Source organism: Roseovarius sp. (assembly GCF_965228755.1).
In the GTDB taxonomy this organism is placed as follows: Bacteria; Pseudomonadota; Alphaproteobacteria; order Rhodobacterales; family Rhodobacteraceae; genus Roseovarius.
The window spans coordinates 663,609-687,466 of sequence record NZ_CBDDIG010000013.1 but is presented as its reverse complement, the minus strand read 5'-3'; the positions used below and the strand labels follow the sequence as shown (position 1 = coordinate 687,466).

The 23,858-nt window shown below is 65.5% G+C and carries 22 protein-coding genes; 7 read left to right on the top strand and 15 right to left on the bottom strand.

Annotation, left to right across the window (positions count from 1 at the left end; genetic code table 11):
- Window positions 1-4 precede the first annotated feature (4 nt).
- From ACO07J_RS21560 to ACO07J_RS21550, 3 genes are read right to left on the bottom strand one after another with little or no spacing between them, the layout of a single operon-like run.
- On the bottom strand, window positions 5-781 hold the full coding sequence (locus tag ACO07J_RS21560) for a GntR family transcriptional regulator (protein ID WP_422032817.1): 777 nt from the start codon (window positions 779-781) through the stop codon (window positions 5-7).
- Between the two features lie 35 nt (window positions 782-816).
- On the bottom strand, window positions 817-2,400 hold the full coding sequence (locus ACO07J_RS21555; RefSeq protein WP_422032815.1) for a class I adenylate-forming enzyme family protein: 1,584 nt from the start codon (window positions 2,398-2,400) through the stop codon (window positions 817-819).
- Window positions 2,401-2,433: 33 nt separating this feature from the next.
- Window positions 2,434-3,360, bottom strand: coding sequence for an alpha/beta fold hydrolase (locus tag ACO07J_RS21550; RefSeq protein ID WP_422032813.1), 927 nt, complete (start codon window positions 3,358-3,360; stop codon window positions 2,434-2,436).
- A gap of 133 nt (window positions 3,361-3,493) precedes the next feature.
- On the opposite strand from ACO07J_RS21550, the gene ACO07J_RS21545 reads away from it, so the two are divergent.
- The 3 genes from ACO07J_RS21545 to ACO07J_RS21535 are packed head-to-tail and all read left to right on the top strand — an operon-like array spanning window position 3,494 to window position 7,775.
- On the top strand, window positions 3,494-6,457 hold the full coding sequence (locus tag ACO07J_RS21545; protein ID WP_422032811.1) for a xanthine dehydrogenase family protein molybdopterin-binding subunit: 2,964 nt from the start codon (window positions 3,494-3,496) through the stop codon (window positions 6,455-6,457).
- Window positions 6,454-7,272, top strand: a complete 819-nt coding sequence (locus ACO07J_RS21540) for an FAD binding domain-containing protein (RefSeq protein WP_422032809.1) — start codon at window positions 6,454-6,456, stop codon at window positions 7,270-7,272. Before ACO07J_RS21545 ends, ACO07J_RS21540 begins: the two co-directional genes overlap by 4 nt.
- Window positions 7,269-7,775: a (2Fe-2S)-binding protein gene (locus ACO07J_RS21535; protein ID WP_422032807.1), complete on the top strand. Its 507-nt coding sequence runs from the start codon at window positions 7,269-7,271 to the stop codon at window positions 7,773-7,775. The genes ACO07J_RS21540 and ACO07J_RS21535 overlap by 4 nt, the downstream gene beginning before the upstream one ends.
- Window positions 7,776-7,913: 138 nt before the next feature.
- On the opposite strand, the gene minE is transcribed toward ACO07J_RS21535, so the two are convergent.
- The 3 genes from minE to minC are packed head-to-tail and all read right to left on the bottom strand — an operon-like array spanning window position 7,914 to window position 9,783.
- Window positions 7,914-8,195, bottom strand: coding sequence for a cell division topological specificity factor MinE (gene minE, locus ACO07J_RS21530; protein ID WP_057818387.1), 282 nt, complete (start codon window positions 8,193-8,195; stop codon window positions 7,914-7,916).
- Entirely contained in the window at window positions 8,192-9,010 is an 819-nt protein-coding gene (minD, locus tag ACO07J_RS21525; protein ID WP_422033484.1) for a septum site-determining protein MinD, read from the bottom strand. Before minD ends, minE begins: the two co-directional genes overlap by 4 nt.
- 26 nt (window positions 9,011-9,036) lie before the next feature.
- On the bottom strand, window positions 9,037-9,783 hold the full coding sequence (gene minC, locus ACO07J_RS21520) for a septum site-determining protein MinC (protein ID WP_422032805.1): 747 nt from the start codon (window positions 9,781-9,783) through the stop codon (window positions 9,037-9,039).
- A 303-nt stretch (window positions 9,784-10,086) separates the two neighbouring features.
- On the opposite strand from minC, the gene ACO07J_RS21515 reads away from it, so the two are divergent.
- Together ACO07J_RS21515 and ACO07J_RS21510 are read left to right on the top strand one after the other, a co-directional pair.
- Entirely contained in the window at window positions 10,087-10,524 is a 438-nt protein-coding gene (locus ACO07J_RS21515; protein ID WP_422032803.1) for an excisionase family DNA-binding protein, read from the top strand.
- A gap of 65 nt (window positions 10,525-10,589) precedes the next feature.
- Entirely contained in the window at window positions 10,590-11,111 is a 522-nt protein-coding gene (locus ACO07J_RS21510) for a PIN domain-containing protein (protein ID WP_422032801.1), read from the top strand.
- A 212-nt stretch (window positions 11,112-11,323) separates the two neighbouring features.
- On the opposite strand, the gene ACO07J_RS21505 is transcribed toward ACO07J_RS21510, so the two are convergent.
- From ACO07J_RS21505 to ACO07J_RS21480, 6 genes are read right to left on the bottom strand one after another with little or no spacing between them, the layout of a single operon-like run.
- Window positions 11,324-12,010: an ABC transporter ATP-binding protein gene (locus ACO07J_RS21505; protein WP_422032799.1), complete on the bottom strand. Its 687-nt coding sequence runs from the start codon at window positions 12,008-12,010 to the stop codon at window positions 11,324-11,326.
- A complete protein-coding gene (locus ACO07J_RS21500; protein WP_422032797.1) occupies window positions 12,010-12,771 on the bottom strand; it encodes an ABC transporter ATP-binding protein in 762 nt (253 codons plus the stop codon). The genes ACO07J_RS21505 and ACO07J_RS21500 overlap by 1 nt, the downstream gene beginning before the upstream one ends.
- The gene (locus tag ACO07J_RS21495) at window positions 12,768-13,727 is read right to left on the bottom strand and encodes a branched-chain amino acid ABC transporter permease (protein WP_422032795.1); all 960 of its coding nucleotides are present in this window, start codon (window positions 13,725-13,727) and stop codon (window positions 12,768-12,770) included. The genes ACO07J_RS21500 and ACO07J_RS21495 overlap by 4 nt, the downstream gene beginning before the upstream one ends.
- 1 nt (window position 13,728) lies before the next feature.
- Window positions 13,729-14,652 carry a branched-chain amino acid ABC transporter permease gene (locus tag ACO07J_RS21490; RefSeq protein ID WP_422032793.1) on the bottom strand — a complete coding sequence of 308 codons (924 nt, stop codon included), beginning with the start codon at window positions 14,650-14,652 and terminating at the stop codon, window positions 13,729-13,731.
- Between the two features lie 49 nt (window positions 14,653-14,701).
- Window positions 14,702-15,124, bottom strand: a complete 423-nt coding sequence (locus ACO07J_RS21485) for a PaaI family thioesterase (protein WP_422032791.1) — start codon at window positions 15,122-15,124, stop codon at window positions 14,702-14,704.
- Window positions 15,121-16,125 carry an NADPH:quinone oxidoreductase family protein gene (locus tag ACO07J_RS21480; protein ID WP_422032789.1) on the bottom strand — a complete coding sequence of 335 codons (1,005 nt, stop codon included), beginning with the start codon at window positions 16,123-16,125 and terminating at the stop codon, window positions 15,121-15,123. The genes ACO07J_RS21485 and ACO07J_RS21480 overlap by 4 nt, the downstream gene beginning before the upstream one ends.
- A gap of 192 nt (window positions 16,126-16,317) precedes the next feature.
- Between ACO07J_RS21480 and ACO07J_RS21475 the strand changes: the two genes are divergently transcribed.
- A complete protein-coding gene (locus ACO07J_RS21475; protein WP_422032787.1) occupies window positions 16,318-19,929 on the top strand; it encodes a hydantoinase B/oxoprolinase family protein in 3,612 nt (1,203 codons plus the stop codon).
- Between the two features lie 96 nt (window positions 19,930-20,025).
- On the top strand, window positions 20,026-21,207 hold the full coding sequence (locus ACO07J_RS21470; protein WP_422032785.1) for an ABC transporter substrate-binding protein: 1,182 nt from the start codon (window positions 20,026-20,028) through the stop codon (window positions 21,205-21,207).
- 228 nt (window positions 21,208-21,435) lie between these two features.
- Here the strand turns inward: ACO07J_RS21470 and ACO07J_RS21465 are convergent, their stop codons facing one another.
- The 3 genes from ACO07J_RS21465 to bhcC all read right to left on the bottom strand — a co-directional run bounded on the left by ACO07J_RS21465 (window position 21,436) and on the right by bhcC (window position 23,845).
- Window positions 21,436-21,621, bottom strand: a complete 186-nt coding sequence (locus ACO07J_RS21465) for a hypothetical protein (protein ID WP_422032783.1) — start codon at window positions 21,619-21,621, stop codon at window positions 21,436-21,438.
- A gap of 81 nt (window positions 21,622-21,702) precedes the next feature.
- The gene (gene bhcD / locus ACO07J_RS21460) at window positions 21,703-22,668 is read right to left on the bottom strand and encodes an iminosuccinate reductase BhcD (RefSeq protein WP_422032781.1); all 966 of its coding nucleotides are present in this window, start codon (window positions 22,666-22,668) and stop codon (window positions 21,703-21,705) included.
- A 13-nt stretch (window positions 22,669-22,681) separates the two neighbouring features.
- The gene (gene bhcC / locus ACO07J_RS21455; RefSeq protein ID WP_422032779.1) at window positions 22,682-23,845 is read right to left on the bottom strand and encodes a 3-hydroxy-D-aspartate aldolase BhcC; all 1,164 of its coding nucleotides are present in this window, start codon (window positions 23,843-23,845) and stop codon (window positions 22,682-22,684) included.
- Between the last annotated feature and the right edge of the window lie 13 nt (window positions 23,846-23,858).

The window sequence follows — 23,858 nt, the reverse complement described above, 5'->3', positions numbered from 1 at the left end:
GCCTTCAGAACGTCTGCGCCCGCGTCCGCAGGGCGATCCGGTTCTCCATGAACGCCGACACCCGGCTGCAGAACAGCCGCGTATGCTTCTGGCTCACCTCGTCCAGCGCATCGCCATCCCGCGCCGCGATCAGGTCGATCATCTCGTCATGCTCGTCATAGATCCGTTCGTAATAGGTGTCCGGCTCCTGAGACGTGCGATCCTCGTTCTCGAACATCAGGTAGGTCAGGCGCAGGCTGAAATTCAGCACCGTCTCGTAACCTTCCCGGATGAAATCATTCCCCGCCATCAGCGCGATCTGCTTGTGAAACTCGTGGTTCCGCTCGGTCATCGCCTGGAAATCCCCGGCCTTCGCGGCGGCCTTGTACCCCTCGTTGATCTCGCGCAGCACGGTCAGCTGATCCTCCGCGTGCCGCCCCGCCGCCAACCGCAGCACCGCGGCCTGGAACAGGTCCATCGCCTCGAAGATCCGCGGCACGTCGTTGAGGTTGATGACCTCCACGAAATGCCCCCGGTTGGCCGAGAACCGCACCAGCCGGTCCGCCTGCAACCGGATCAGCGCCTCGCGGATGGGCGTACGCGACACCCCGAATCTCTTCTCCAGCTGCGCCTCGTCCAGGTGGTCGCCGGGCTTGGCCACCAGCGTCAGGATCTCCTTGCGCAGCGCGTCGTAAACAACCTGCGTGCCCTTGCCCCGCGGCCGCCCGCGCTTGGCCCGCTTCTCGAAATTCTCGACCTGACCGCCGCCCAGTATGCCGGCGTCCTCTTTCTTCTGTGCCATGACGTGCTCTTCACCCTCTCAACCTGAACGGTAAGTCAACTTGACATTTTCTCTCGGATATCCGCAACAAGAACCGGCTTGATGATCTTCTTCGTCGGCGTCATCGGCATCTCCGGTATGACCTCCAGCCGCTCGGGCCAGCGCATCTTCGCCACCCCCTGCCCGTCGAGATAGGCGCACAGGTCCTCCAACGTCAGCGACGTGTCGGGGCGCAGCGCCACGTAAACACAGATCCGCTCGCCCAACACCTCGTCCGGCATCGGCACCAGCGCCGACTGCACGATGTCGGCGTGCCCGTCCAGGATGCTCTCGATATCCGCCGGGTTTATCTTGATCCCGCCCCGGTTGATGATGTCCTTGCTCCGCCCGGTGATCATGATGTTCCCGTTCTCGTCGATCGAGGCCAGGTCGCCGGTGCGGAACCAGCCATCCCCGGTGAACGAACTGGCATTGGCATCGGGGTTGTCGAGATACTCGGGCAGGATGGAATAGCCAGACAACTGCAACTCCCCCTCCCCACCTTTCGTCACGTCCACGCCCTCCGCCGTCATGATCCGCGCCCTCAGCCCCTCGGCCAGTTGCCCCACCGTCGCGTGCCGGATCTCCGCCGGGTCCGTCACCACCGTCTGCGTCGCCAGCAGCGCCTCGGTCATCCCGAAGAGGCACCCGACCCGGCCATTGGGCAGCCGCGCCTCGAACTGCGCCGCCACCTCCGGCGGGCAGATCGAGCCGCCGACGATCACGTCGCGCACCGTCTCGGGCGGGCTTGCATCCATCACCCCGCTCTTCAGCGTCGCCGCCAGATGCGCGGGCGCCGAATAGACCACCGTCGGCCGCATCTCGGTCAGGTACTGCCCATAGGTCGGCGGCGTGAACATCGGGATCGGCACCACCGTCGCCCCCGACATCAGCGCATTGCCCGCGCATAGCAGCCCGAACACATGCGTCAGCGGCGGCGCGATCATCACCCGGTCGGCCTGGGTCATGCCGACCATCTCGCCGAACCGCCGCGCATTCTGCGCCATCAGCGTTTGCTTGCGGATCACCCCCTTCGGCGCGGCCGAGGTGCCCGAGGTAAAGCACAGCGCCACCTCCGCCTCCGGCCCCGCACCCTCCATTTCCGGTGCATCCAGATTGTCGGCCACCAACGCCGCGAGATGATGCTGCCCGGCGATTGTCGGCTCGGTCACGCTGATCACGTGCTCGAGGCTCCCGATCTCGCCCTTCAGCGCCTCCATCACCTCCGGCCCGTCGTATTTCCCGACCTCTGCCGTCACCACCGCCTTCACCCCGGCAAACGCCATCAGCGGGTGCAGCTCCTCCTGCCGGTAAGGCATGTGCAGCGTCGTCAGCACACAGCCCGAGATCGCGCAGGCCATGTAGGTCGTCACAAATTCTGGCGAGGACGGCAACTGGATCGCCACCCGGTCCCCCGTCCTCAACCCCAACGTCCTGAACGCCGCCGCCAGCGCATTGGCGTTCCGCGCCAGCTCCGCATATGTCAGCTTGCCATGGTCCGTCGTCTCCACCGCCAGCTGCTCCGGCGTCTCCGCCGCCCAGAAGCGCATGCAGTCAAGGATCGTGCCCATGCCCCGGGCCTCTCTCAGCTTGTCGTCCATTGTCGTTTCCCCTCTGTTGGATGAAGGCGCCGTTCAGGCGGTGGTATTTTCCGAATGGGCCATGGCGAACCGCACGGCATGCTCCGCGCTGCGCTGCGGCCTCTGCATCTGCATCAGGTGCCCCCCGCCCTCGACGGCGGCGGTCTCGAACCCGAAACTCTCCGCCAGGAACCCCGCCGTCCGGATCAGCACCGGCAGGTCGTGGCCCAGCGTCGTGCCCGTCACCACCTGAACCGGCACGCGCACATTCGCGATCCCGTCCCACCATTCGCGCGGCAGGCGGATGTCGAAGGTGTTGGCCTCCATGTCCGGATCACAGACCAGCTCGTAAGGCGCCTCCGGCTCGTTATCCGCCCGGTACAGCATCGCCTCCGCCAGCCGCGCGATGACCGCGTCCGGAATCCCCCCGAACGTGGGCGACTTTCGCAGCGAGGTGACCAGCCTTTCCGCCCCCGAAAACCGCCGCCGCCGCGCCCTTGTCCGGCGCGACAGGCCCCGGTGCGCCTCCTCGAACTCCTCCAGCAGCCCCGCATCCGCCACCGGCGGCACCGGCGGCTCGTAAAGCGTCAGCGACCGCCACCCGAGCGGCGTCTGCGACTGCGCCATCAGCGTGGCGATCGAACTCAGCGAATGAAACGCCCCGTGCGTCGGCTTCTCGCCGAACCGTCCTTGAATCGAATCGTAGATCTCCGGAATATCCGCCACGAAACGCGGCCAGGGGTTCTCCATCACCTCGCCCGGCCCGCTCTGCCCGTGGCTGCGCATGTCGAACACCACGACCTCGAAATCGGCCATCAGCTCCCTGGCGAACTCGTGAAACCCGTCGATCGCCAGCCCGTTGCCATGCGACAGGACGATCCGCTCGGGCCTGGCCCCGCCCCAGCGCCGAATGGCCACCCGGCCGCCATCGCTAACGCCGACCACTTCTTTTTCCACTTCGAAATCAAATCCTTCGGTCATTCCCAGCCTTCCGGTTCAAGCCCTTCAACGAATTGCCGTCGCAAACGAGTTGACACGATCCAGCTTTATTATACAATAAGTATTTAATGAATTTCAAGCTCGCATGACGGGTATGGAGGACGATGTGTCAGAAATGCGCGAACCGCTGGTAGGGCAGAAGATCCTGCGCACCGAAGATCAGACCTTGCTGCGCGGCAAGGCGACCTTCATGGATGATATACCCATCGCGAAAGGCACGCTACACGCGGCGTTCCTGCGCTCGCCCCATGCCCATGCCCGGATCAAGGGCATCGACGCCACCGAGGCGCTCAAGCTCAAGGGCGTCCATGCCGTCATCACCGGCGAGGATATCAAGCCCTACACCAAGCCGCTGATCGTCGGCTTCGCCAACCCGCTCGACTATCGCGGCATCGCTATGGACAAGGTCCGCTATGTCGGCGAACCCGTCGCCATCGTCTGCGCCACCGACCGCTACCGCGCCGAGGATGCGCTCAAGCTCATCAAGGTCGATTACGAGGTGCTCGACGCCGTGGTCGACCCGGTCCGCGCCTGCGAGGAAAGCGCCCCCGTCCTGCACGAGGCCGCCGGCTCCAACCGCGTCTCCCACCGCGTCTTCAACCACGGCGAGGCCGACAAGGTGCTCGACGCGGCGAAGAACAAGACGCAGATCACCATCCGCTACCCGCGCAACTCGGTCACGCCGATGGAAACCTACGGCGTCGTCGCCGAATACAAGCCCGATACCGGCGGCTACGACGTCACCTCGAACTTCCAGGGGCCCTTCTCGGTCCACACCGTGATGGCCATCGCCCTCAAGATCCCCTCCGCCAAGCTGCGCCACAAAAGCCCCGCCAACTCCGGCGGCAGCTTCGGCTCCAAGCTCACGCTCTTCCCCTATATCGTGGTGCTCTGCGTCGCCTCCCGCCTCGCCGGCCGCCCGCTGAAATGGATCGAGGACCGCCTCGAACACCACGCCTCCTCCTCCGTCGCGCCCAGCCGCGTCACCACGATCGAGGCCGCCTACGACGATGACGGCAAAGTCAACGCCCTCCGGATGGAGCATTACGACGACCACGGCGCCCATCTCCGCGCCCCCATGCCCGCGCCGATCTACCGGATGCACGGCCTCTCGACCAACTGCTACACCATCCCCAACGTGAAGGTGACGAACAACATCGTCCTCACCAACAAGTGCCCCACCGGCGCCGTGCGCGGCTTCGGCGGGCCACAGCTCTACTTCGCCATCGAACGGGTGATGAACAAGGTCGCGAAAGAGCTGGGGATGGACCCGCTCGCGCTGATGGAAAAGAACCTCATCCCCGCCGGTTCCTTCCCCTACCGCGCCCCCGCGGGCGCCCTGATCGACTCCGGCGACTACCAGCAGGTCGTGAAAGACTCCGTAGAACAGGGCAAGCTCGACTGGCTGCGCGAGCGCCAGAAACAGGCCCGCGCCGAGGGCAAGCTCTACGGCATCGGCTTCGCCGCCGCGGTCGAGCCCAGCCAGTCGAACATGGGCTACATCTCGACGCTGAAAACCAAGGAAGAACGCGAGAAGGCCGGGCCCAAGGACGGCGCCGTCGCCTCCTGCACCATCTCGGTCGATGCGCTGGGCTCGGTCAACGTCGTAGGCGACTCCACGCCGCAAGGTCAGGGCCACCAGACCGCGCTCGCCCAGATCGTCGCCGACGAGCTGGGGCTGAAATTCTCCGACATCACGGTGAACCTCGAGACCGACACCCAGAAGGACAACTGGTCCATCGCCGCCGGCAACTATTCCTGCCGCTTCTCCCCCGCCTCCACCTCGGCCGCGAAAACCGCCGCCGAACGGGTGCGCGTGAAGATGACCAAGGTCGCCGGCCGCTTCCTCAACGTGCCGGAAGACGATATCGAATTCGCCGACAGCATGATCCGCTCCAGGTCGAACCCCGATAACGGCCTCGAATTCCGCCGGGTCGGCGGGCTCGCCCACTGGTCGCCCTCTTCCCTCCCCGAAGGCATGGACCCCGGCATCAGGGAGGTCGCCTACTGGAACGCCCCCGAACTCACCCCCACCACCGCCAATGACGAGATAAACACATCCCTCGCCTACGGCTTCGCCTTCGACTTCTGCGGCGTGGAAATCGACCCCGACACCGGCAACGTGAAGGTCGACCACTACGTCACCGCCCACGATTGCGGCACCATCCTCAACCCCGGCCTCGCCAAGGGCCAGATCCGCGGCTCCTTCGCCAACGCCATCGGCGCCTCCCTCTACGAGGAATTCGTCTACAAGGAAGACGGCACCTTCCTCTCCGGCACCATGGCCGACTACCTGATCCCCACCGCGGCCGAAGCCATCGACCCGGTGCTGGTCGACACCGTTGCCATCCCCTCGCCCTTCACGCGCCTCGGCGCCAAGGGCATCGCCGAGGGCAACCAGTACACCACCCCCGTCTGCCTCGCCAACGCCGTGGCCGACGCGCTGGATTACGAAGACGTGACCATGCCGCTCACCCCCTCCAAGGTGTTCGGCTGGATCAACAGTGGCGAGGAAATGGCGCCCCCGACAGACGTGGAGAAAACCGAGGAACGCCTCTCCGTCGACTTCTCCGGCGACGCGCTGCGCGGCGAAGGCGAAACCTTCGTCCCCGCTCCCCGCGAAAAGGTCTGGGAGACGCTGCTCGACCCGCAGGAAATGGCCGCCCTCATCCCCGGCTGCAGGGAACTCGACAAGCACGCCGAGGATCACTTCACCGGCACGCTCAAGATGGGCGTCGGCGCCGTGCGCGGCACGTTCGAGGCCGATATCCGGCTCAGGAACATGCGCAAACCCGAAAGCGTCGAAATCTCCGGCACGCTCGACGGTTCCCTCGGCGTCTCGCGCGGCACCGGCTGGGTGGAACTCGACGAGGTGGAGGGCGGAACCAACGTCCGCTACCGTTACGAAATCCACCTCTCGGGCACCATCGCCTCCGTCGGCGGCCGCCTCCTCTCCGGCGCAGCCCGCCTTCTCATCAACCAGTTCTTCCGCGCCCTCGTGGCCCGCGCGGCCCCCGACGCCGCACCGCGCAAGGGGCTCCTCGGCAAGATCCGCTCGAAATTCGGAGGCAATTCATGAAACCGGCCCCCTTCTCCATCCACATCCCCGACACGATCGACGAAGCCGTCGCCTGCCTTGCCGAACATGGCGAGGAGGCCCGCGTCATCGCCGGGGGACAGTCGCTGATGGCGATGCTCAACATGCGGCTGGCGGAACCGTCGATCCTCGTCGACGTCTCCCGCCTTGCCGACCTGAAAAAGCTCGAGATCGGCCCCGACGGCCTCACCGTCGGCGCCGCCACCACGCAGGCCGAGGTCTTCCACCACCCCGACCTCGCCACCCACATGCCCCTCGTCCGCGAGGCGCTGACCCATGTGGGCCACATCCAGACCCGCAACCGCGGCACGATCTGCGGCTCGCTCTGCCACGCCGACCCCTCGGCGGAGATGCCGCTCCTCCTCGCCACGCTCGGCGGCACAGTGACGCTGCAATCGGCGGAAGGCACCCGCACCCTCTCGGCCAGCGAGTTCCAGACCGGCCTGCTGGAGACGGCCAAGCAACAGGGCGAACTCTGCATCTCCGCCCATTTCCCCTCCCTGCCGTCCTCTGCCAAATGGGGCTTCCGCGAAATCGCCCGGCGCGACGGCGACTTCGCCATCGTCGCCATGGCCTGCATCGCCGACAAGGGCACCGTGCGCCTCGGCGTCGGCGGCGTCTCCGACGCGCCCACGGTCGAGGAATGGACGGACCTTGCCACCAGTGACATCCCCGACGCCCTCAACCGCCTCGCGTGGAAGATGGGCGGCACCGACGACATCCACGCCTCCGCCCGCTACCGCCGCGAGCTTGTCCGCCGCATCGGCCAGAAACTCATCGAGGAGACCCGCGCATGAAGGTCCTGCAACACGGCCAGAAACATTCGGTCGAATTCACCCTGAACGGCGAAGAGGTCGAAGGCTTCGCCGAGCCGCGCATGCTGCTCAGCGACTTCCTCCGCCACGAGATCGGTGCCACCGGTACCCATGTGGGCTGCGAACACGGCGTCTGCGGCGCCTGTACGGTGATGATGGACGGCAAGGCGGTGCGCTCCTGCCTGACCCTGGCCCACCAGGCCGAGGGCCGCGAGATCCGCACCATCGAGGGGCTGGAAACCCCCGACCACGAGTTCAACGACCTGCAACAGGCCTTCCACGAGAACTTCGCCCTGCAATGCGGCTACTGCACGCCGGGGATGCTGATGACTCTGTCGGAGCTCGCCTCCACCGGCAAACGCTACACCGAGGCCGAAATCCGCGACGCCCTCTCCGGCAACATCTGCCGCTGCACGGGCTACAAGGAAATCGTCGACGCGGCGATGGCGGTGCTGGGCGACAAGGGACAGGTGGCGGCGGAGTAATCTTAACGCCTAAGCATGACACTATGCGCGGAATCCAGGCCGAAGGCCGCCGCGCATCGTCCGCTGACCGGCAGGCGATTGCAAAGCAATCGCCGAGAGGTGGGCCGCCCCGACGGTCCGCGGCTTAACGCCAGGACCTCACCCCGCCTTCGACCCCACCTCCGACGGCAATTCCACGTTGATCTCCAAACTCGACATCTGCTCGCCGCGCTCCATGCGCACCTCCACATCCGTCTCGCCGATCGACACGTATTTCCGGATCGCCTCGACGATATCGCGCTGCAGCATCGGCAGGTAATCGGCCTCGCCGCCACGTCCCCCGCCACTGCGCTCATGCGCCAGCAGGATCTGCAGCCGGTCCTTCGCGGTCTCCGCACTTCTCGCGCGGCGTTGCTTGCGGGCAAAACCGAACAGGTTCATGACGCCCGCCCGAACAACCGGTGAAACAGCCCCGGCCGCCGCTCGCCCGCGATCCGCATCTCGACCTCCTCGCCGGTCAGCCGCCGCACCGCATCCTCATAGGCCCGCGACGCCGCCGAGGGCTGGTCCAGCACGACCGGCGTCCCGATATTCGACGCCCGCAAGATCGCCTGGCTCTCCGGGATCACCCCCAGCAGCGGCACGGCCAGGATCTCCAGCACATCCTCGACATTCATCATCTCGCCGGTCTCGACCCGGGTCGCATCATGCCGCGTCAGCAGAACCTGCGCCTTCACCGGCTCCGCATCGGCACTCTCGGCCCGCTTGGTCTGGCTGCTCAGCAGCCCCAGAACCCGGTCACTGTCCCGCACCGACGACACTTCCGGGTTGGTCACGACCACCGCCTCGTCGGCGAAATACATCGCCATCTGCGCGCCATGCTCGATGCCGGCAGGGCTGTCGCAGATGATGTAGTCGAATTCCTGCTTCAGCTCGTCGAGCACCTTCTCGACGCCCTCCTTGGTCAGCGCATCCTTGTCCCGCGTCTGCGACGTCGGCAGGATCGACAGGTTCTCCAGCCGCTTGTCCCGGATCAGCGCCTGCTTCAAACGCGCATCCCCCTGGATCACGTTGATGAAATCGAACACAACGCGCCGCTCGCAGCCCATCGTCATGTCGAGGTTCCGCAGCCCCACGTCGAAATCGATCACCACCGTGCGGTGCCCCTGCTTCGCCAAGCCCGCCGAGATCGCGGCGGCCGACGTGGTCTTTCCCACGCCGCCCTTGCCCGACGTGATCACGATGACCCGGCCCAGGGCCGGCTTTTCCTTCAGATCGACCGTCATCCGATCACCTCCATGCACAGTCTCTCGTTTTCCAGGTAAACATGCGTGGCGCGGTCGCGCGCCGTGTCCTCCAGCGTCTCGCTGGTCTTGTAGAGCCCGGCAATCGCCAAGAGCTCGGCGTCGAGGCTCTGGCAGAAGATCCGCGCGCTCTCGTCGCCATGCACCCCGGCCATCGCCCGCCCGCGCAGACGCCCGTAGATGTGGATATTGCCGCCCGCCACCACTTCGGAACCCGACGCGACCGAGCCGATCACCGTCAGGTCGCCGCTCTCGCAAACCACCATCTGCCCCGAGCGCACCGGCGCTTTGACCAGCTTGTTCTCAACCCCGCGCAACGCCGTCCGGCGCCGCCGCTTGGTGCTCCGCGCATCCGGCAGCGGCGCATCCTTGCCCGCCAGCACGGGGATCAGCCCCATCTCCTGCAACGCCTCTTCCGACATTGCGCCGGGGTTCTGCACCCCGAACACCCGCAGGTTCCGCTCCCGCAGCTTCGCCACCATGGCCCGCAGCCGCTCGGGCTCCGCCATCCCCGGCACGTTGCCGAGGTCGATCACCATGGGCGCCTCGTCGAAGAACTGCGGCGACGTCTCGCGCTGCGCGTCGAGCCGCTCATAGAACGCCGCGTCATCCGCCTCGACATCCACCCGCAGCGACAGCGCCATCAGGAACCGCCCGCGTATCTGGAAAGGAATGATCTCTCCCGGCATGCCCCCATGCCGGGTCTCGTCGTATCTGGTAGACACGGTTTGCCACTGCTCCTGCTCTGGCGAATCGCGACTCAGGGGCCGGCCCGCTCTTGGTATGACGCACAGTGTTCCCGATCCCGGCGGCGGAAGAAAGCCGGTGCTCGGGCGTCAGCGGGAAAATGCCTGCGGGGTGGGGGCGGAGGGGGCTGTAGGGTGGGTGCCAACCCACCTCTGCCCCCTTTCAAGAACACTCGACCACATTTTTCGTATATTTCACTTATTTCGTTTATTTCGTTTGAACTGTGCTTTCCAATGCCCTACATGTTGGCCACAACCGCTAAAGAACAGGAGTCACACGGCATGACAGCCTCTTCCAACGTGACCTCAATGGATCTCGGCAACACCCTCCCGACACCAGAGGAAATCAATAGCGCCGCGGACGCGCTGACGGCCATCGAGAACACCCTGAATGGCGACCGGAGCCTCGATATCGGCGATGCGACTCTCTCCGCCTCTCTCGTTGGCCTGATCACAGATGTACTAAGCATCGTCGCCCGCGGTGAGACGGTTACGATCGCCCCACTGTCCCGGCGCATGACGACGCAGGAAGCGGCCGATTTCCTGAACGTATCCCGCCCGCACCTGATCAAGCTGATCGACCAGAAACTGCTCCCCTGCGAGATGACGGGCACCCACCGCCGGCTCGCATTGAAGGACCTGCTGGCCTACAAGGCGAAACGCTCCGAGGGTCGCAAAGCCGCGCTGCAAGAAATGCAGGATATCGCAGAGGACCTCTGAAAACAGTGATTCCGGCAGCAAACCGTTACACGGTAACGCTCGACGCAAGCGTACTTTTCCCCAACATGAAACGCGACGTCCTTCTGCGCTTTTTCGAGGCGGACCTGTACCGGGCTCAATGGACGGAACGCATCCAGCAGGAATGGCTGACAAACGCGATCAGGACATTTCCCGACAAGGAAGACCGCCTCCTCAGAACCGACAGCCTCATGCGCACCCATTTCGATAGCGCTTGGGTTGAAGAGGTGGAATATGCCCATTTGATCGATTTGGTCACTCTCCCCGATGCCGACGATCGCCACGTCGTAGCCGCAGCAATAGCCGGGCGGTCCGACTACATCGTCACCGATAATCTGAAACACTTTCCGGAATCCGAACTCTCGCGCTTCAGGCTGGAGGTCGGATCGGCCGACAAGTTCCTATCCGGCACGCTCGAACACTACCCTCAGATCGCGCTCACGGTACTTGCCGAGCACCGTCAAGGCCTTAGGTCAGCACCGAGCCCGGTTGAATACATCATGCTTCTCCGCCAACGTGGCCTGCCCCGTCTGGCGGCCCATGTCCACGCACATATCGGCCTGATCTAGGAACAAGCTCATTCGTCACCCAAACCCCCGTTGCGCCCATCACTACATCTCGCCCCACCCCCCACCGACCGCCACATTAACCCCGCCAAACGCCGTCAATCACACCGACGCGATACCGACAAAATACCGACGTGATACCGACATGGCGTTTCCGGCAAAATCAAAGCCTTAACCCTGATTCGCCCCGCACCCACAACCCCACCGGTTAACCCTTACAAACTCAGGTGCCGCCGCGCCTCGGAGTCCGCATCCGCCAGAACCTCCGAGGGCCCGGTCCATGCGATCTCGCCCTTGCGGATCACGTGATGCCGGTCGCCCAGCTTGCACAGCGGCTTCAGGCTCTTGTCGATCACCAGGATCGTCAGGTTCCGGTCCTTCAACCGCTTCAGCGCCCCCCAGATTTCGCGCCGCACGGCGGGCGCCAGCCCCTCCGTCGCCTCGTCGAGAATAAGGAAGCGTGGCCGCGTCAGCAGCGCCCGGCCAATCGCCAGCATCTGCTGTTCACCCCCCGACAACAGGTTCCCGAACGACCCCTTCCGCTCCGCCAATCTGGGAAACAAATCAAAGACTTCCTCCAGCCCGTCGCGCCCGTTCCGCGCGGTCGCCAGAAGGTTCTCCATCACCGTCAGCGTCGGGAACACCTGCCGCCCCTCGGGCACCAGCGCCACGCCCCGCTTGGCAATCTCGTGCGTCGGCACCCCGTTGATCCGGTCGCCTTCCAGGTAGATATCCCCGCCGATCCGGTCGGTCAGGCCAAAGAGCGTGCGGATGGTCGTCGTCTTGCCCATCCCGTTCTTGCCCAGCAACGTCGTCACCGACCCTTCCTCCACCTCGAAACTGAGGTCGAACAGGATCTGGCTGTCCTCGTAGCTGGCGCAGACATCGCGGAACTGCAGCATCAGAAATCGTCCTCTTCCGACAGGTAGGCCGCCTGCACCTCGGCCGAGCTGCGCACCGCCTCCGGCGTCCCGGTCATCAGCACCCGGCCATCCACCAGCACCGTGATCTCGTCGGCCAGGTCGAACACCGCATCCATGTCATGCTCGATCAGCAGGATCGGCACATCGCCTTTCAGACGCTTGCGAATAAGGGCCACCAGCTCCGCCGCGTCCGAGGTGGAAAGCCCGGCCAGCGGCTCGTCGAGCAGCAAGATCGACGGGTTGGAAATGATCGCCATCGCCAGCTCCAGCCGCCGCCGGTCACCATGGCTCAGCGCCGAGGGCAGCGCACCCGCCTTCTCCTCCAGCCCGAAATCCTTCAGCACCTCGGCCAGCTCGGCCGCATAATGCCGCTCCGCATGGGCCCGCAACAACTGCATCACCGACACCTTCGGCGTATCCCGCGCCTTCAGGCTCAGCAGGATATTCTCCCACACCGCGATATGCTGGAAGAGCGCGGTGATCTGGTAGGTCCGCGTCAGCCCCAGCCGCGACCGCTCATGGGTCGACAACCCATTCACGCTCCGCCCGTCGAAATGCACCACCCCGCCATTGGGCCGCAACTCCCCTGACAGCACGCTAACCAGCGTCGTCTTCCCGGCCCCGTTCGGCCCGATCAGCGCATGGATCGACCCGTGATCAAGCTGCAGGTTCACCCCCTGCAAGGCATGGATGCCGCCGAAGCTGACGGAGATATCCTCGAGTTTCAGAATATGGTTCATCCCGCCCTCGCCCGGCCCGGGATCAGGCGGTCGACAAGCCCCGCCAGACCCTTGTGAAAGAACAGCACCACGCAGATCAGGAAGGGCCCGAACAGGATCGGCCAATGCGTCGTGTACCCGGCCAGCACGCTTTCCAGCAGCACGAAGGCGAACGCCCCGTAGACCGGCCCGAACCGCGTGCCCACGCCTCCAAGGATCACGATCACCAGCAACTCGCCCGACCGCTGCCAACTGCCATAGCCCGGCGTCGCGAACTCCGCCTGGTTGGCCAGCAGGAACCCCGCGATGCCACAGATCACTCCGGCCAGCACGAACCCCACCAGCCGCACGGCAAACACGTTGAAGCCCAGCGCCGTCGCCCTTGTCGGGTTCTCCCGGCACGCCACCAGCCGCCGCCCGAAATCCGACCGCACCAGGTGGTTGACGAGCAGGATGCACAGCACCGCGATCCCGGCCACGAAGAAGTAGAAATGCCAGCTATCGAACGGGTCATAACCCCACAGCAGGGTGGTGCGCTCGTAGATCACCATGCCGTCATCACCCCCAAAATAGGAGGAACTGACCGCGAGGTAATAGAAGATCTGCGCCAGCGCGAGCGTGATCATGATGAAGTAGACGCCAGACGTCCGCAGCACGATCAGCCCGATGAACAGCGCCACCAGGGCCGAGGCCGCCATCACCACCGGCAACTGGATCCAGATCGGCAGGATATCGGCATTCGCCAATATCCCCGTCGCGTAGCATCCGATCCCGAGATAGACGGCATGGCCAAAGCTCACCATCCCCCCGAAGCCGAGGATCATGTTGAGGCTCGCCGCCGCCACCGCATAGATCAGCGCCCGCTCGAACACCGCCAGCTGATAGACATCGCCCGACAGCAGCGCCACAACCGGCCCCGCCGCCACCATCGCGGCCAGCACCACGACCCCTTCGATCATGCGATAGGAACCGGCCATCTCAATGCCTCCTTTGCAGGGGCAAGAGCCCCTCGGGACGGAAGAACAGGATCAGCGCCATCAGGATGTAAACCAGCATCGAGGCCAGCGCCGGCCCCGCCTCGCCCGCCACCTGCGGCGAGAAGAACGCGCTCAGGATATCGCGCAGGAACGCCCGGCCCATCGTGTCGATCAGCCCCACGATCATCGCCGCCAGAAGCGCGCCCCGGATCGAGCCCAGCCCGCCGATAACCACAACAACGAACGACAGGATCAGCACCGCCTCTCCCATCCCCGGCTGCACCGACAGGATCGGCCCGGCCATCGCCCCGGCCAACCCCGCCAGCAGCGCGCCCAGCGCAAAGACCAGCGCATAAAGCAGCGAGATGTTCACACCGAGGATCGACACCATCACCCGGTTCGTCGCCCCGGCCCTGACCAGCATGCCCACCCGCGTCTTCTGGATCAGCAGGAACAGCCCCAGCCCCACAAGGCCCCCCACCGCGATCACCAGCATCCGGTAGGCCGGGTAGTCGATCCCGAACGGCAGCGGCACCTGCCCCGCCAGCGCCTCCGGCACGCCCGAGAAGATCGGCACGCTGCCCCAGATCAGGATGACCGACTCGTTCGCGATCAGGATCAGACCGTAGGTCACAAGCACGTGGTCGAGGTGACTTCGCGCATAGAGATTGCGCACCAGCAGCACCTCCAGCAGCATCCCCAGCCCGAACACCGCGACCGCCGCCAGCCCCACCGACAAAAAGAAACTCCCCGTCAACGCCTGGAACAGAACCGAGAAATACGCCCCCAGCATGAACAGCGACCCGTGGCTGAGGTTGATGAAATCCATCACCCCGAAGATCAGCGTCAGCCCCGCCGCGATCAGGAACAGCAGGATGCCAAGCTGTATGCCGTTCAGAAGCTGTTCCGCGAAAAGGCTGGCCATCTGCCGGCGTCTCCTTGTCTGGCGCACATGTGGCGCGGGGTTTCGGGGGTCAGGTCCCCGTGTCGCCCAGCCGGGCGAATTGTGCCGTGGCATGGCCGCACAGCCTGTCACCCTGCGTGGCCCGCGCGGTACAGAACACCGTTCTCCGCCCCGCCCGCAGCGCTTCGGATTCCACGTAAAGCGGCGCATCGGCGCGGATGGCCGACAGGAACTTCGTCTCCTGCGACACCGTCACCGCCTCGCCGCCCGCCTTGGCGACCTCGTACATCGCCACGTCGAAAAGCGAGGCCAGCGCGCCGCCATGCAAGATGCCCAACGGGTTCAGCGCGCCCTCTTTCAGCCGCACCTCGAAACACACCGTGCCATTCGAACGCCGCACACCGATCTCGCCGATGAACGCCAACAGGCTGTCATCGTCGCGGAACGGCACGAACCCGTCCGCAGCAGCGTCGGAGGCGGCCGCCAAGCTCATCCCGTGGTCACGTCCACGGCCAGCTTGCCCGCCACCTTGCGGTCAAGAATGTCCTGCAATCCCTGCATCAACTGGCCGAAGGGCAGCACCTCGCTGACATTCGCCTTCACCTTGCCCTCGGCCAGCAGGCCCAGCCACCACTCGGTGCCCGCCCGCATCTCCTCAAGCGCGTGGTCGAAATGAATGTCCAGCGGCGCGCCCATCACCGACAGGTTGTTATACAGCAGGTAATTCGCCTTGGCCGACTCGATCGACCCGCTGGCAAAACCCACGACCACCAGCCGCCCGGCAAACCCCAAACACCGCAGCCCGGCGATGAACATCGCCCCGCCCACGGTGTCGATCACCACGTCGGCGCCGGTGTCGTCGCCCCAATGCGTCCGCACCTTGTCCTTGAAGAACTGCTTCAGCGGCTCCTCCTCGCGCTCGGTCACGACCAGCGCATCACCCCCGCCATCGCGGACCAGCTTCGCCTTCTCCTCGGAAGACACGACGCCCAGCACCTCGGCGCCCAGCGCATTCGCCAGCTGCACGGCGGCAAGGCCGACACCCCCCGCCGCGCCGGTCACGACCACCCGGTCGCCCTTCTTGACACCCGCCCGGATCGACACGGCCACGTAAGCGGTATTGAACACCGTGATGGCGCCGGCCGCGTCGATGGCCGACACCGCCCCGGGCCGGTGGAAGACGCGCGACAGCGGCGCGATCACCTGTTCCGAGAATGCGCCGGCAAACACCTGCGCCACCACCGGGTCGCCCGGCTTGAACGCGGTGACACCCTTGCCCACCGCCTTGATGACGCCGGCGCAGTCGCGCCCCGGACCGAACGGTGGGTTAGGACGTTTCTGATACTTTCCCTGCACCATCAGAGCATCGGGGAAATTAAGTCCGATGGCGTGGTTCTCGATTAACACTTCGTTCACACCCGGGCTCGGATCGGGCAGGTCGTGTATCCGGTGAGACGTCGGCGCACCGTACTCTTCGATCAGAAAGCCGCGCATCGCTCGCTCCTTTTTATACGTTTAGTATTTTATTAAACGTGCCACGCCCCCCGGCATCCGTCAAGGAAAAATCCTACGGCCCTCCACCCCGCATTTTCACGGTTTACTAATTTTATACTGTATGTATATTTATATCCACCCAACGGCGCCCGCGCCCTGGGCATTCAGGAATAAAGACCGGAGAGTTCGAAGATGTGGCAGTTCTGGGTCGACCGTGGCGGCACCTTCACCGATATCGTTGCCAAACGCCCCGACGGCACGCTTGAGACGCGCAAGCTGCTGTCGGAGAACCCCGAGAACTACAAGGACGCCGCCGTTCAGGGCATCCGCGATTTCCTCGGCCTCGCCCCGGGCGAACCGATCCCCCAGGGCGTCGTCGATTCGGTCAAGATGGGCACCACCGTCGCCACCAACGCCCTTCTCGAACGCAAGGGCGACCGCACCCTCCTGCTGATCACCAAGGGCTTCGGCGACCTCCTCCGCATCGGCTACCAGAACCGCCCCCGCATCTTCGACCTCGATATCCGACTCCCCGAAATGCTGTTCGAGCGCAGCGTCGAGATCCCCGAACGGCTCGACGCCTCGGGCGAGGTCCTCGAACCCCTCGACGAGACCGCCGTCCGCACCGCCCTCCAGCAGGCCCATGATGACGGCATCCGCGCCGTCGCCATCGCCTTCATGCACGGCTACAAGACCCCCGCACACGAGAACCGCACCGCCGAGATCGCGGCCGATGTCGGCTTCACCCAGATCTCCACCAGCAACGGCACCTCGCCCCTGATGAAGCTGGTCAGCCGCGGCGACACCACCGTCGTCGATGCCTATCTCAGCCCGATCCTCCGTCGCTACGTCGAACAGGTCCGCGAGGCGCTCGACGCCGGCGCCGAGGGCAACGACCGCAAGCGCCTGCTCTTCATGCAATCGAGCGGCGGCCTCACCGACGCGGCGCTTTTCCAGGGCAAGGATGCCATCCTCTCCGGCCCCGCCGGCGGCGTCGTCGGCATGGTGAAAACCGCTGAACACGCGGGCCACGACAGGCTGATCGGCTTCGACATGGGCGGCACGTCGACGGATGTCTGCCACTACGCCGGCAGCTTCGAACGCAGCCTCGAAACCGAGGTCGCCGGCGTCCGCATGCGCGCGCCGATGATGAATATCCACACCGTCGCGGCGGGGGGCGGCTCGATCCTCTCCTTCCGCGACGGCCGATTCCAGGTCGGCCCCGAAAGCGCCGGCGCCAATCCCGGCCCGGCCTGCTATCGCCGAGGCGGCCCGCTTACCGTGACCGACTGCAACGTCCTCCTCGGCAAGCTCCAGCCCGGTCACTTCCCCCGCGTCTTCGGCCCCGACGCCAACGAACCGCTCGACACCGAAATCGTCCGCGAAAAGTTCGACGCACTGGCCGACCAGATCGCCCGGGAGACCGGCAACCCAAGGATGCCGCTCGAAGACATCGCTGAGGGCTTCCTCCGCATCGCCGTGGAAAACATGGCCCGCGCGATCAAGAAAATCAGCGTCGAGCGCGGCTACGATGTGACCACCTACACCCTTAACTGCTTCGGCGGTGCGGGCGGGCAGCACGCCTGCCTCGTGGCCGACGCGCTCGGCATGTCCAAGGTCTTCCTGCACCCCTTCTCGGGCGTCCTCTCGGCCTACGGCATGGGCCTCGCCGAGATCCGCGCCATGCGGCAAAGCCAGTTCGACAAACCCCTCTCCGCCACCTCCTGCACCGAGGCGCAAGCCCTCGCCGACCGCATGGCAACCGAGGCCGAGGCCGAGCTCACCGAACAGGGCAGCGCGAAAGACGACATCACCCGCGTCACCCGCGCCCTCCTCCGCTACGCCGGCTCCCACCAGACGCTCGAGGTCGCCTTCGGCCCCGAGGCCGGGATGCGCGAGACCTTCGAGACCGCCCACCGCCAGCTCTACGGTTTCGCTGACCCCGAGCGCGAGGTGTATTTCGAGGCCCTCACCGTCGAAACCATCGGCGCCCAGCCCGCCCTGCCCGACAGCGCCACCCGCCCCGACCAGGGCACGCCAACCCCCATCGACACGGTCGACATGGTGGCCAACGGGCAGGCCGCGAAAACCCCGCTCTATGACCGGGAAACCCTCGACCGCGGCCAGTCCGTCGACGGCCCCGCCATCATCCGCGAACCCACCGGCACCGTCATCGTCGAACCCGGCTGGCGCGCCCGTGTCGACGCCTTCGAAAACCTCGTCCTCGACCGCGCGATCCCCCGCAAGGGCATGGAGGACATCGGGAAAGAGGCCGATCCGGTCATGCTCGAGGTCTTCAACAACCTCTTCATGTCCATCGCCGAACAGATGGGCGCCACGCTCGCCAAGACGGCCTATTCAGTCAACATCAAGGAACGGCTCGACTTCTCCTGTGCCCTCTTCGACCCCGATGGCGGGCTCGTCGCCAACGCGCCCCACGTGCCGGTGCACCTGGGCTCCATGGGCGAATCCGTCCGCACCGTGATCCGCGAGAACGCCGGCAAGATGAAGGCGGGCGACGTCTTCGTCCTCAACGCCCCGTTCAACGGCGGCACCCACCTGCCCGACGTCACCGTCATTACCCCGGTCTTTGACGAGGCGGGCACCGAAATCCTCTTCTACGTCGGCTCCCGCGGGCACCACGCCGATATCGGCGGCCGCACCCCCGGCAGCGCGCCCCCCGACAGCACCCATATCGACGAGGAAGGCGTGCTGATCGACGACTTCAAGATGGTCGACCAGGGCCGCTTCCTCGAGGCCGAAACCCGCGCGCTGCTCGCCTCCGGCCCCTACCCCTGCCGTAATATCGACAACAACATCGCCGACCTCCTCGCCCAGATGGCCGCCAACGAAACCGGCGCCCGCGAGGTGCGCCGGATGCTCTCGCAATTCGGCACCGGCGTGGTGCAGGCCTACATGCGCCACGTGCAGGACAACGCCGAGGAAAGCGTGCGCCGCGTGATCGACCGCCTCCGCGACGGCCGCAACACCTACGAGATGGACAGCGGCGCCAAGATCGAGGTTCAGATCACCGTCGACCACGACAACCGCACCGCCACGATCGACTTCACCGGCACCAGCGAACAGGACAGCGGCAACTACAACGCCCCCCTCTCGATCTGCCGGGCGGTGGCGCTCTACGTCTTCCGCACGCTGGTGGGCAGCGACATCCCCCTCAACGAGGGCTGCCTCAAACCCCTCAACCTCATCATCCCCGAGGGCACCTTCATCAACCCGGTCTACCCCGCCGCCGTCATCGCCGGGAACACCGAGGTCAGCCAGTCCATCGCCGACGCGCTCTACGGCGCGCTCGGGGTCATCGCGGGCTCGCAGGGCACGATGAACAACTTCGTCTGGGGTAACGAGGCCTACCAGAACTACGAAACCATCTGCGGCGGCACCGGCGCGGGGCCCGGCTTCGACGGGGCGGACGCGGTGCATTCACACATGACCAACACCCGCATGACCGACCCCGAAGTGCTCGAATGGCGCTTCCCGGTCCGGATCGAGGAATTCTCGATCCGCCGCGGCTCCGGCGGCAAAGGTCAGCATCGCGGCGGCGACGGCATCCGGCGCGAGGTGCGCTTCCTCGAACCGATGACGACGACCGTGCTGACCTCGCACCGCAAGGTGCCGCCCCGCGGCGCCGAGGGCGGCGGGCCCGGCGCCTGCGGCCGCAATGCCATCCGCCGCGCCGACGGCACGGTCGAGGAGCTCAAAGGCAACGACATGGCCGAAGTCGGCCCGGGCGACGTCTTCGTGATGGAGACACCGGGCGGCGGCGGCTTCGGCACGGCGGCCTGACCGGGCCGCCCGACCATGCCGCACCCGGGACCAACCCACGCGGCAAAAGAAGACCGAAAGACCAAAGACGACCTCAACAACGGGAGTACGACCACCATGAAGACCAATTTCACGAAACTGCTGGCTGTCTCGGCACTCGCCGCCGCCAGCCTTGGCGCCCCCGCCCTTGCCGAAGAAGGCAAGATCAAGGTGGGCCTCATCCTGTCGCTCTCCGGCCCCGGCTCGGTGCTGGGACAGGAGATGCAGAAGGGCGCCGACCTCGCCCTCGAAATGCTGGATGGCAAGCTTGGCGGCAAGGCGGCCGAGTTCATCTACGAGGACGACCAGCGCAAGCCCGATGTCGGCAAGGAAGCCGCCGAACGCCTGACCCGCTCGGAAGATGTGGACGTGGTCATCGGCTCGTCCTTCTCGAACGTGATGATGGCCATCCACCGCCCCATCACCCGCGCCGGCAAGATCGTCCTCAGCCCCAACCCGGCCCCCGCGCCGCTGGCGGGCGACAAGTGCGACCCCAACTACTTCGCCGTGCCCTTCCAGAACGACCAGCTGGCCGAGGCCGTCGGCACCCACCTTTCGGCCGAGGGCGTCGGCTCCGCCTTCATCCTCGCCCCCAACTACCAGGCGGGCCGTGACCTTCTCGAAGGCTTCAAGCGCACATATACCGGCGAGATCGTGGGCGAGATCTACACGCCGCTGGAACAGACCGACTTCTCCGCCGAGCTGACACAGGTGAAATCGGCCGACCCCGACGCCGTCTTCGTCTTCTACCCCGGCGGGCTCGGCATCCAGTGGGTCAAGCAATACGCCCAGGCCGGCCTCAAGGACGACACGCCGCTCTACAGCGCCTTCACCTATTTCAACGGCGCCGCCCTCAACGCCATCGGCGAGGCTGGGCTGGGCCTGAAAAGCGCCGCCCAATGGACGATCGACCTGCCCAACGACGCCAACATCGAATTCGTCGAGGCCTTCCGCGCCAAGTACGACTCGCCCCCGTCCGACTTCGCCGCCATGGCCTATGACGCCGTCCGCCTGATCGACAGCGCCGCGGCCAAGGTCGACGACCTCGACGACACCGACGCTTTCCGCGCCGCCCTCCGCGAGGCCGATTTCGCCTCCGTCCGCGGCGAGTTCCGGTTCAACACCAACCAGCACCCGATACAGGCAATGTACCTCGCCACGGTCGAGGCCGACGAGGACGGCAACTACATCGCCGTCTCCGAAAGCGTGATCGAGGAGGCGATGGAAGACAGCTACGCCAAGGACTGCACGATGGAGTGATCCATCTCACGACCTGGCATGTCACCGACGTTACCCTCGCAGGAAACTGCGGGGGTAATTTCGTTGAGCACGCTGCAACCTTAGCCGACGCTCAAGTTCGACACAGAACGAACCCGTCCGCCCGCCTCTCCCAGCGCCCTTCCCGCTCTATTTCCATGGGCACCGAAAAGGTGGCGCCAGGCCGAGAACGATTATCCTCCGCCACTGTGGGAAATGCTCCTCGATCCCTCAAACCACGTGGCACAGCGCAGTTTCGACCGAACGATACCGGTCCAGCGAAAAAATCGCGCTGTCGGGATGAAGTTGATCCTTCGCCGCCGCAAACCACTCTCGGTTGGCCGCGCTTTCGACGATCCATGCCGCCTCGACCGGAGGACCGGAAAAGTTTTCATCGAAGATAGCATGGATATCCATGCCTCATGGATGGCAGTTTCCAGATAAGTGTCAACGTCCGCTTCACCCGGATAGCGCCACACCTTCGGCCAGGCCGCCCCCTCAAAAATCCACCATCACAGCCCGCCCCTGCGCCTGCGCCAGTTCCACCACCCGCGACGCCACCGCCAGGTCCTGCAACCCCACGCCCGTGCCATCGAACAGAGTGATCTCCTCCGCACTCCGCCGCCCCGGATGCGCGCCATTGATGACGGCCCCCAGCTGCTGAACATCCCCCTCACCAATCAGCCCCATCGCCACCGCATGCTGCGCCTCGCCGATCGACACCGATTGCGCCACCTCGTCGGTGAACACCACCGCCCGGGCCAGCAACTCCGGCGCCACCTCCTGCTTGCCCTTCGTATCCGTCCCCATGCAGGCCACATGCGTGCCGGGCGCCACCTGATCCGCCCCGAGAATGGCCTCGAAAGACGAGGTGATCGAGATGATCACATCCGCCTCCCGCATACCCCCCAGCTCGACCGCCTCGAACGGCACCCCGGCCTCCTCCGCCACCTTCTCCAGGTTCGGCAACATCTCCGGATGCAGGTTCCACCCGATCACCTTCTCGAACCGCCGCTGCTCCAACGCCGCGTGCAACTGGAACGCCGCCTGGTGCCCCGCGCCGATCATTCCCAGCACCCGCGCATCCTCCCGCGCCAGGTACCGGATCGACACCGCCGACGCCGCCGCCGTCCGCAGCGCCGTCAACAGGTTGCCGCCCACCATCGCATGGACCCGGCCGGTATCCGCATCGAACAGCACCACCGTCGACTGGTGATTGATCACCTCGTGCTTCGCCAGGTTATGCGGCCAGTACCCCCCGGCCTTCACCCCCAGCGTCAGCCCCGACCGGTCGAACCCGCCCTTGAAGCCGTAAAGTGCGTCCTCATGCCCGATCGCCTCGCGTACCACGGGGAAGTTATACGCCTCCCCCGCCGCCATCGCCGCGAACACCCGCTCGACCGCCTCGAACGCGACCTCCCGCGTCATCAGGTCGGCAATCTCCCGCTCCGGTACGATGATCATCCCCGGCCCCCGCTCAATACGCAAAGCCACGGGCCGAGACCGGCCAGACCACCTCGACCTTGCCGCCCCGCACGCCCACGTACCAGTCATGCACGTTACAGGTCGGGTCACAGTGCCCCGGCACCAGCTTCAGCTTGTCATTGACGGCCAGCACCCCATCCGGGTCGGCCACAACGCCATGCTCGTCCGAGCATTTGACGTATTCCACGTCATCCCGCCCGAAGACCACCGGCAAGCCGCTGTCCACCGATTGCGCCTTCAGCCCGGCATCGACAATCGCCTTGTCGGGCTTGGCATGGCTCATCACGCTGGTCAGCAGGAACAGCGCGTTCTCCCACTCGCCCCGGTCGATCCGCTGGCCGGTCTGATCGAGGATCCGCCCGTAATCCGCATCCATGAAGGCATACGACCCGCATTGCAGCTCGTTATACACCCCCGACGCGCTCTCGAAGTAATAGGACCCCGTGCCGCCCCCGCCGACGATATCGCACTCCAGCCCCTCGGCCTTCAGCGTATCCACCGCGTCCTTCACCATCGCCACGGCAATATCGATCTTGGCCTTCCGGTCCTCGTAGGCGTCCAGATGCTGCATCGCCCCCTGGTAGGCTTGAATACCTCCGAATTTCAGCCCCGGCGCGGCATCAATCGCCTTCGCGATCTCCACCACCTCCGGCGTCGTCGTCACCCCGCAGCGCCCGGCGCCACAGTCGATCTCGACAAGGCACTCGATCTCCGTCCCGTGCCGCTCCGCCGCGGCCGACAACTCGCCCACGTTGGCCGGGTCGTCCACACAGCACAGCACCCGCGCCCCCAGATTCGGCAACCGCGCCAGCCGGTCGATCTTGGCCCCATCGCGCACCTGGTTCGACACCAGCACATCGCCGATGCCCCCACGCACGAACACCTCTGCCTCGCTCACCTTCTGGCAACAGACGCCACAGGCCCCGCCCAGCTCGACCTGAAGCTTCGCCACGTCCACCGACTTGTGCATCTTGCCATGCACCCGGTGCCGCATCCCGTGCGCCTTGGCATAGTCGCCCATCTTGCGGATGTTCCGCTCCAGCGCGTCGAGGTCGAGCACAAGGCAGGGCGTCTGGATCTCTGCCTCGCCCATCCCCGGCTTGGCCGGAATGTCGAAGCCCACGTCGAATTCGTCCAGGTTGCTCACGTCTTTCATCTCACTATCTCCT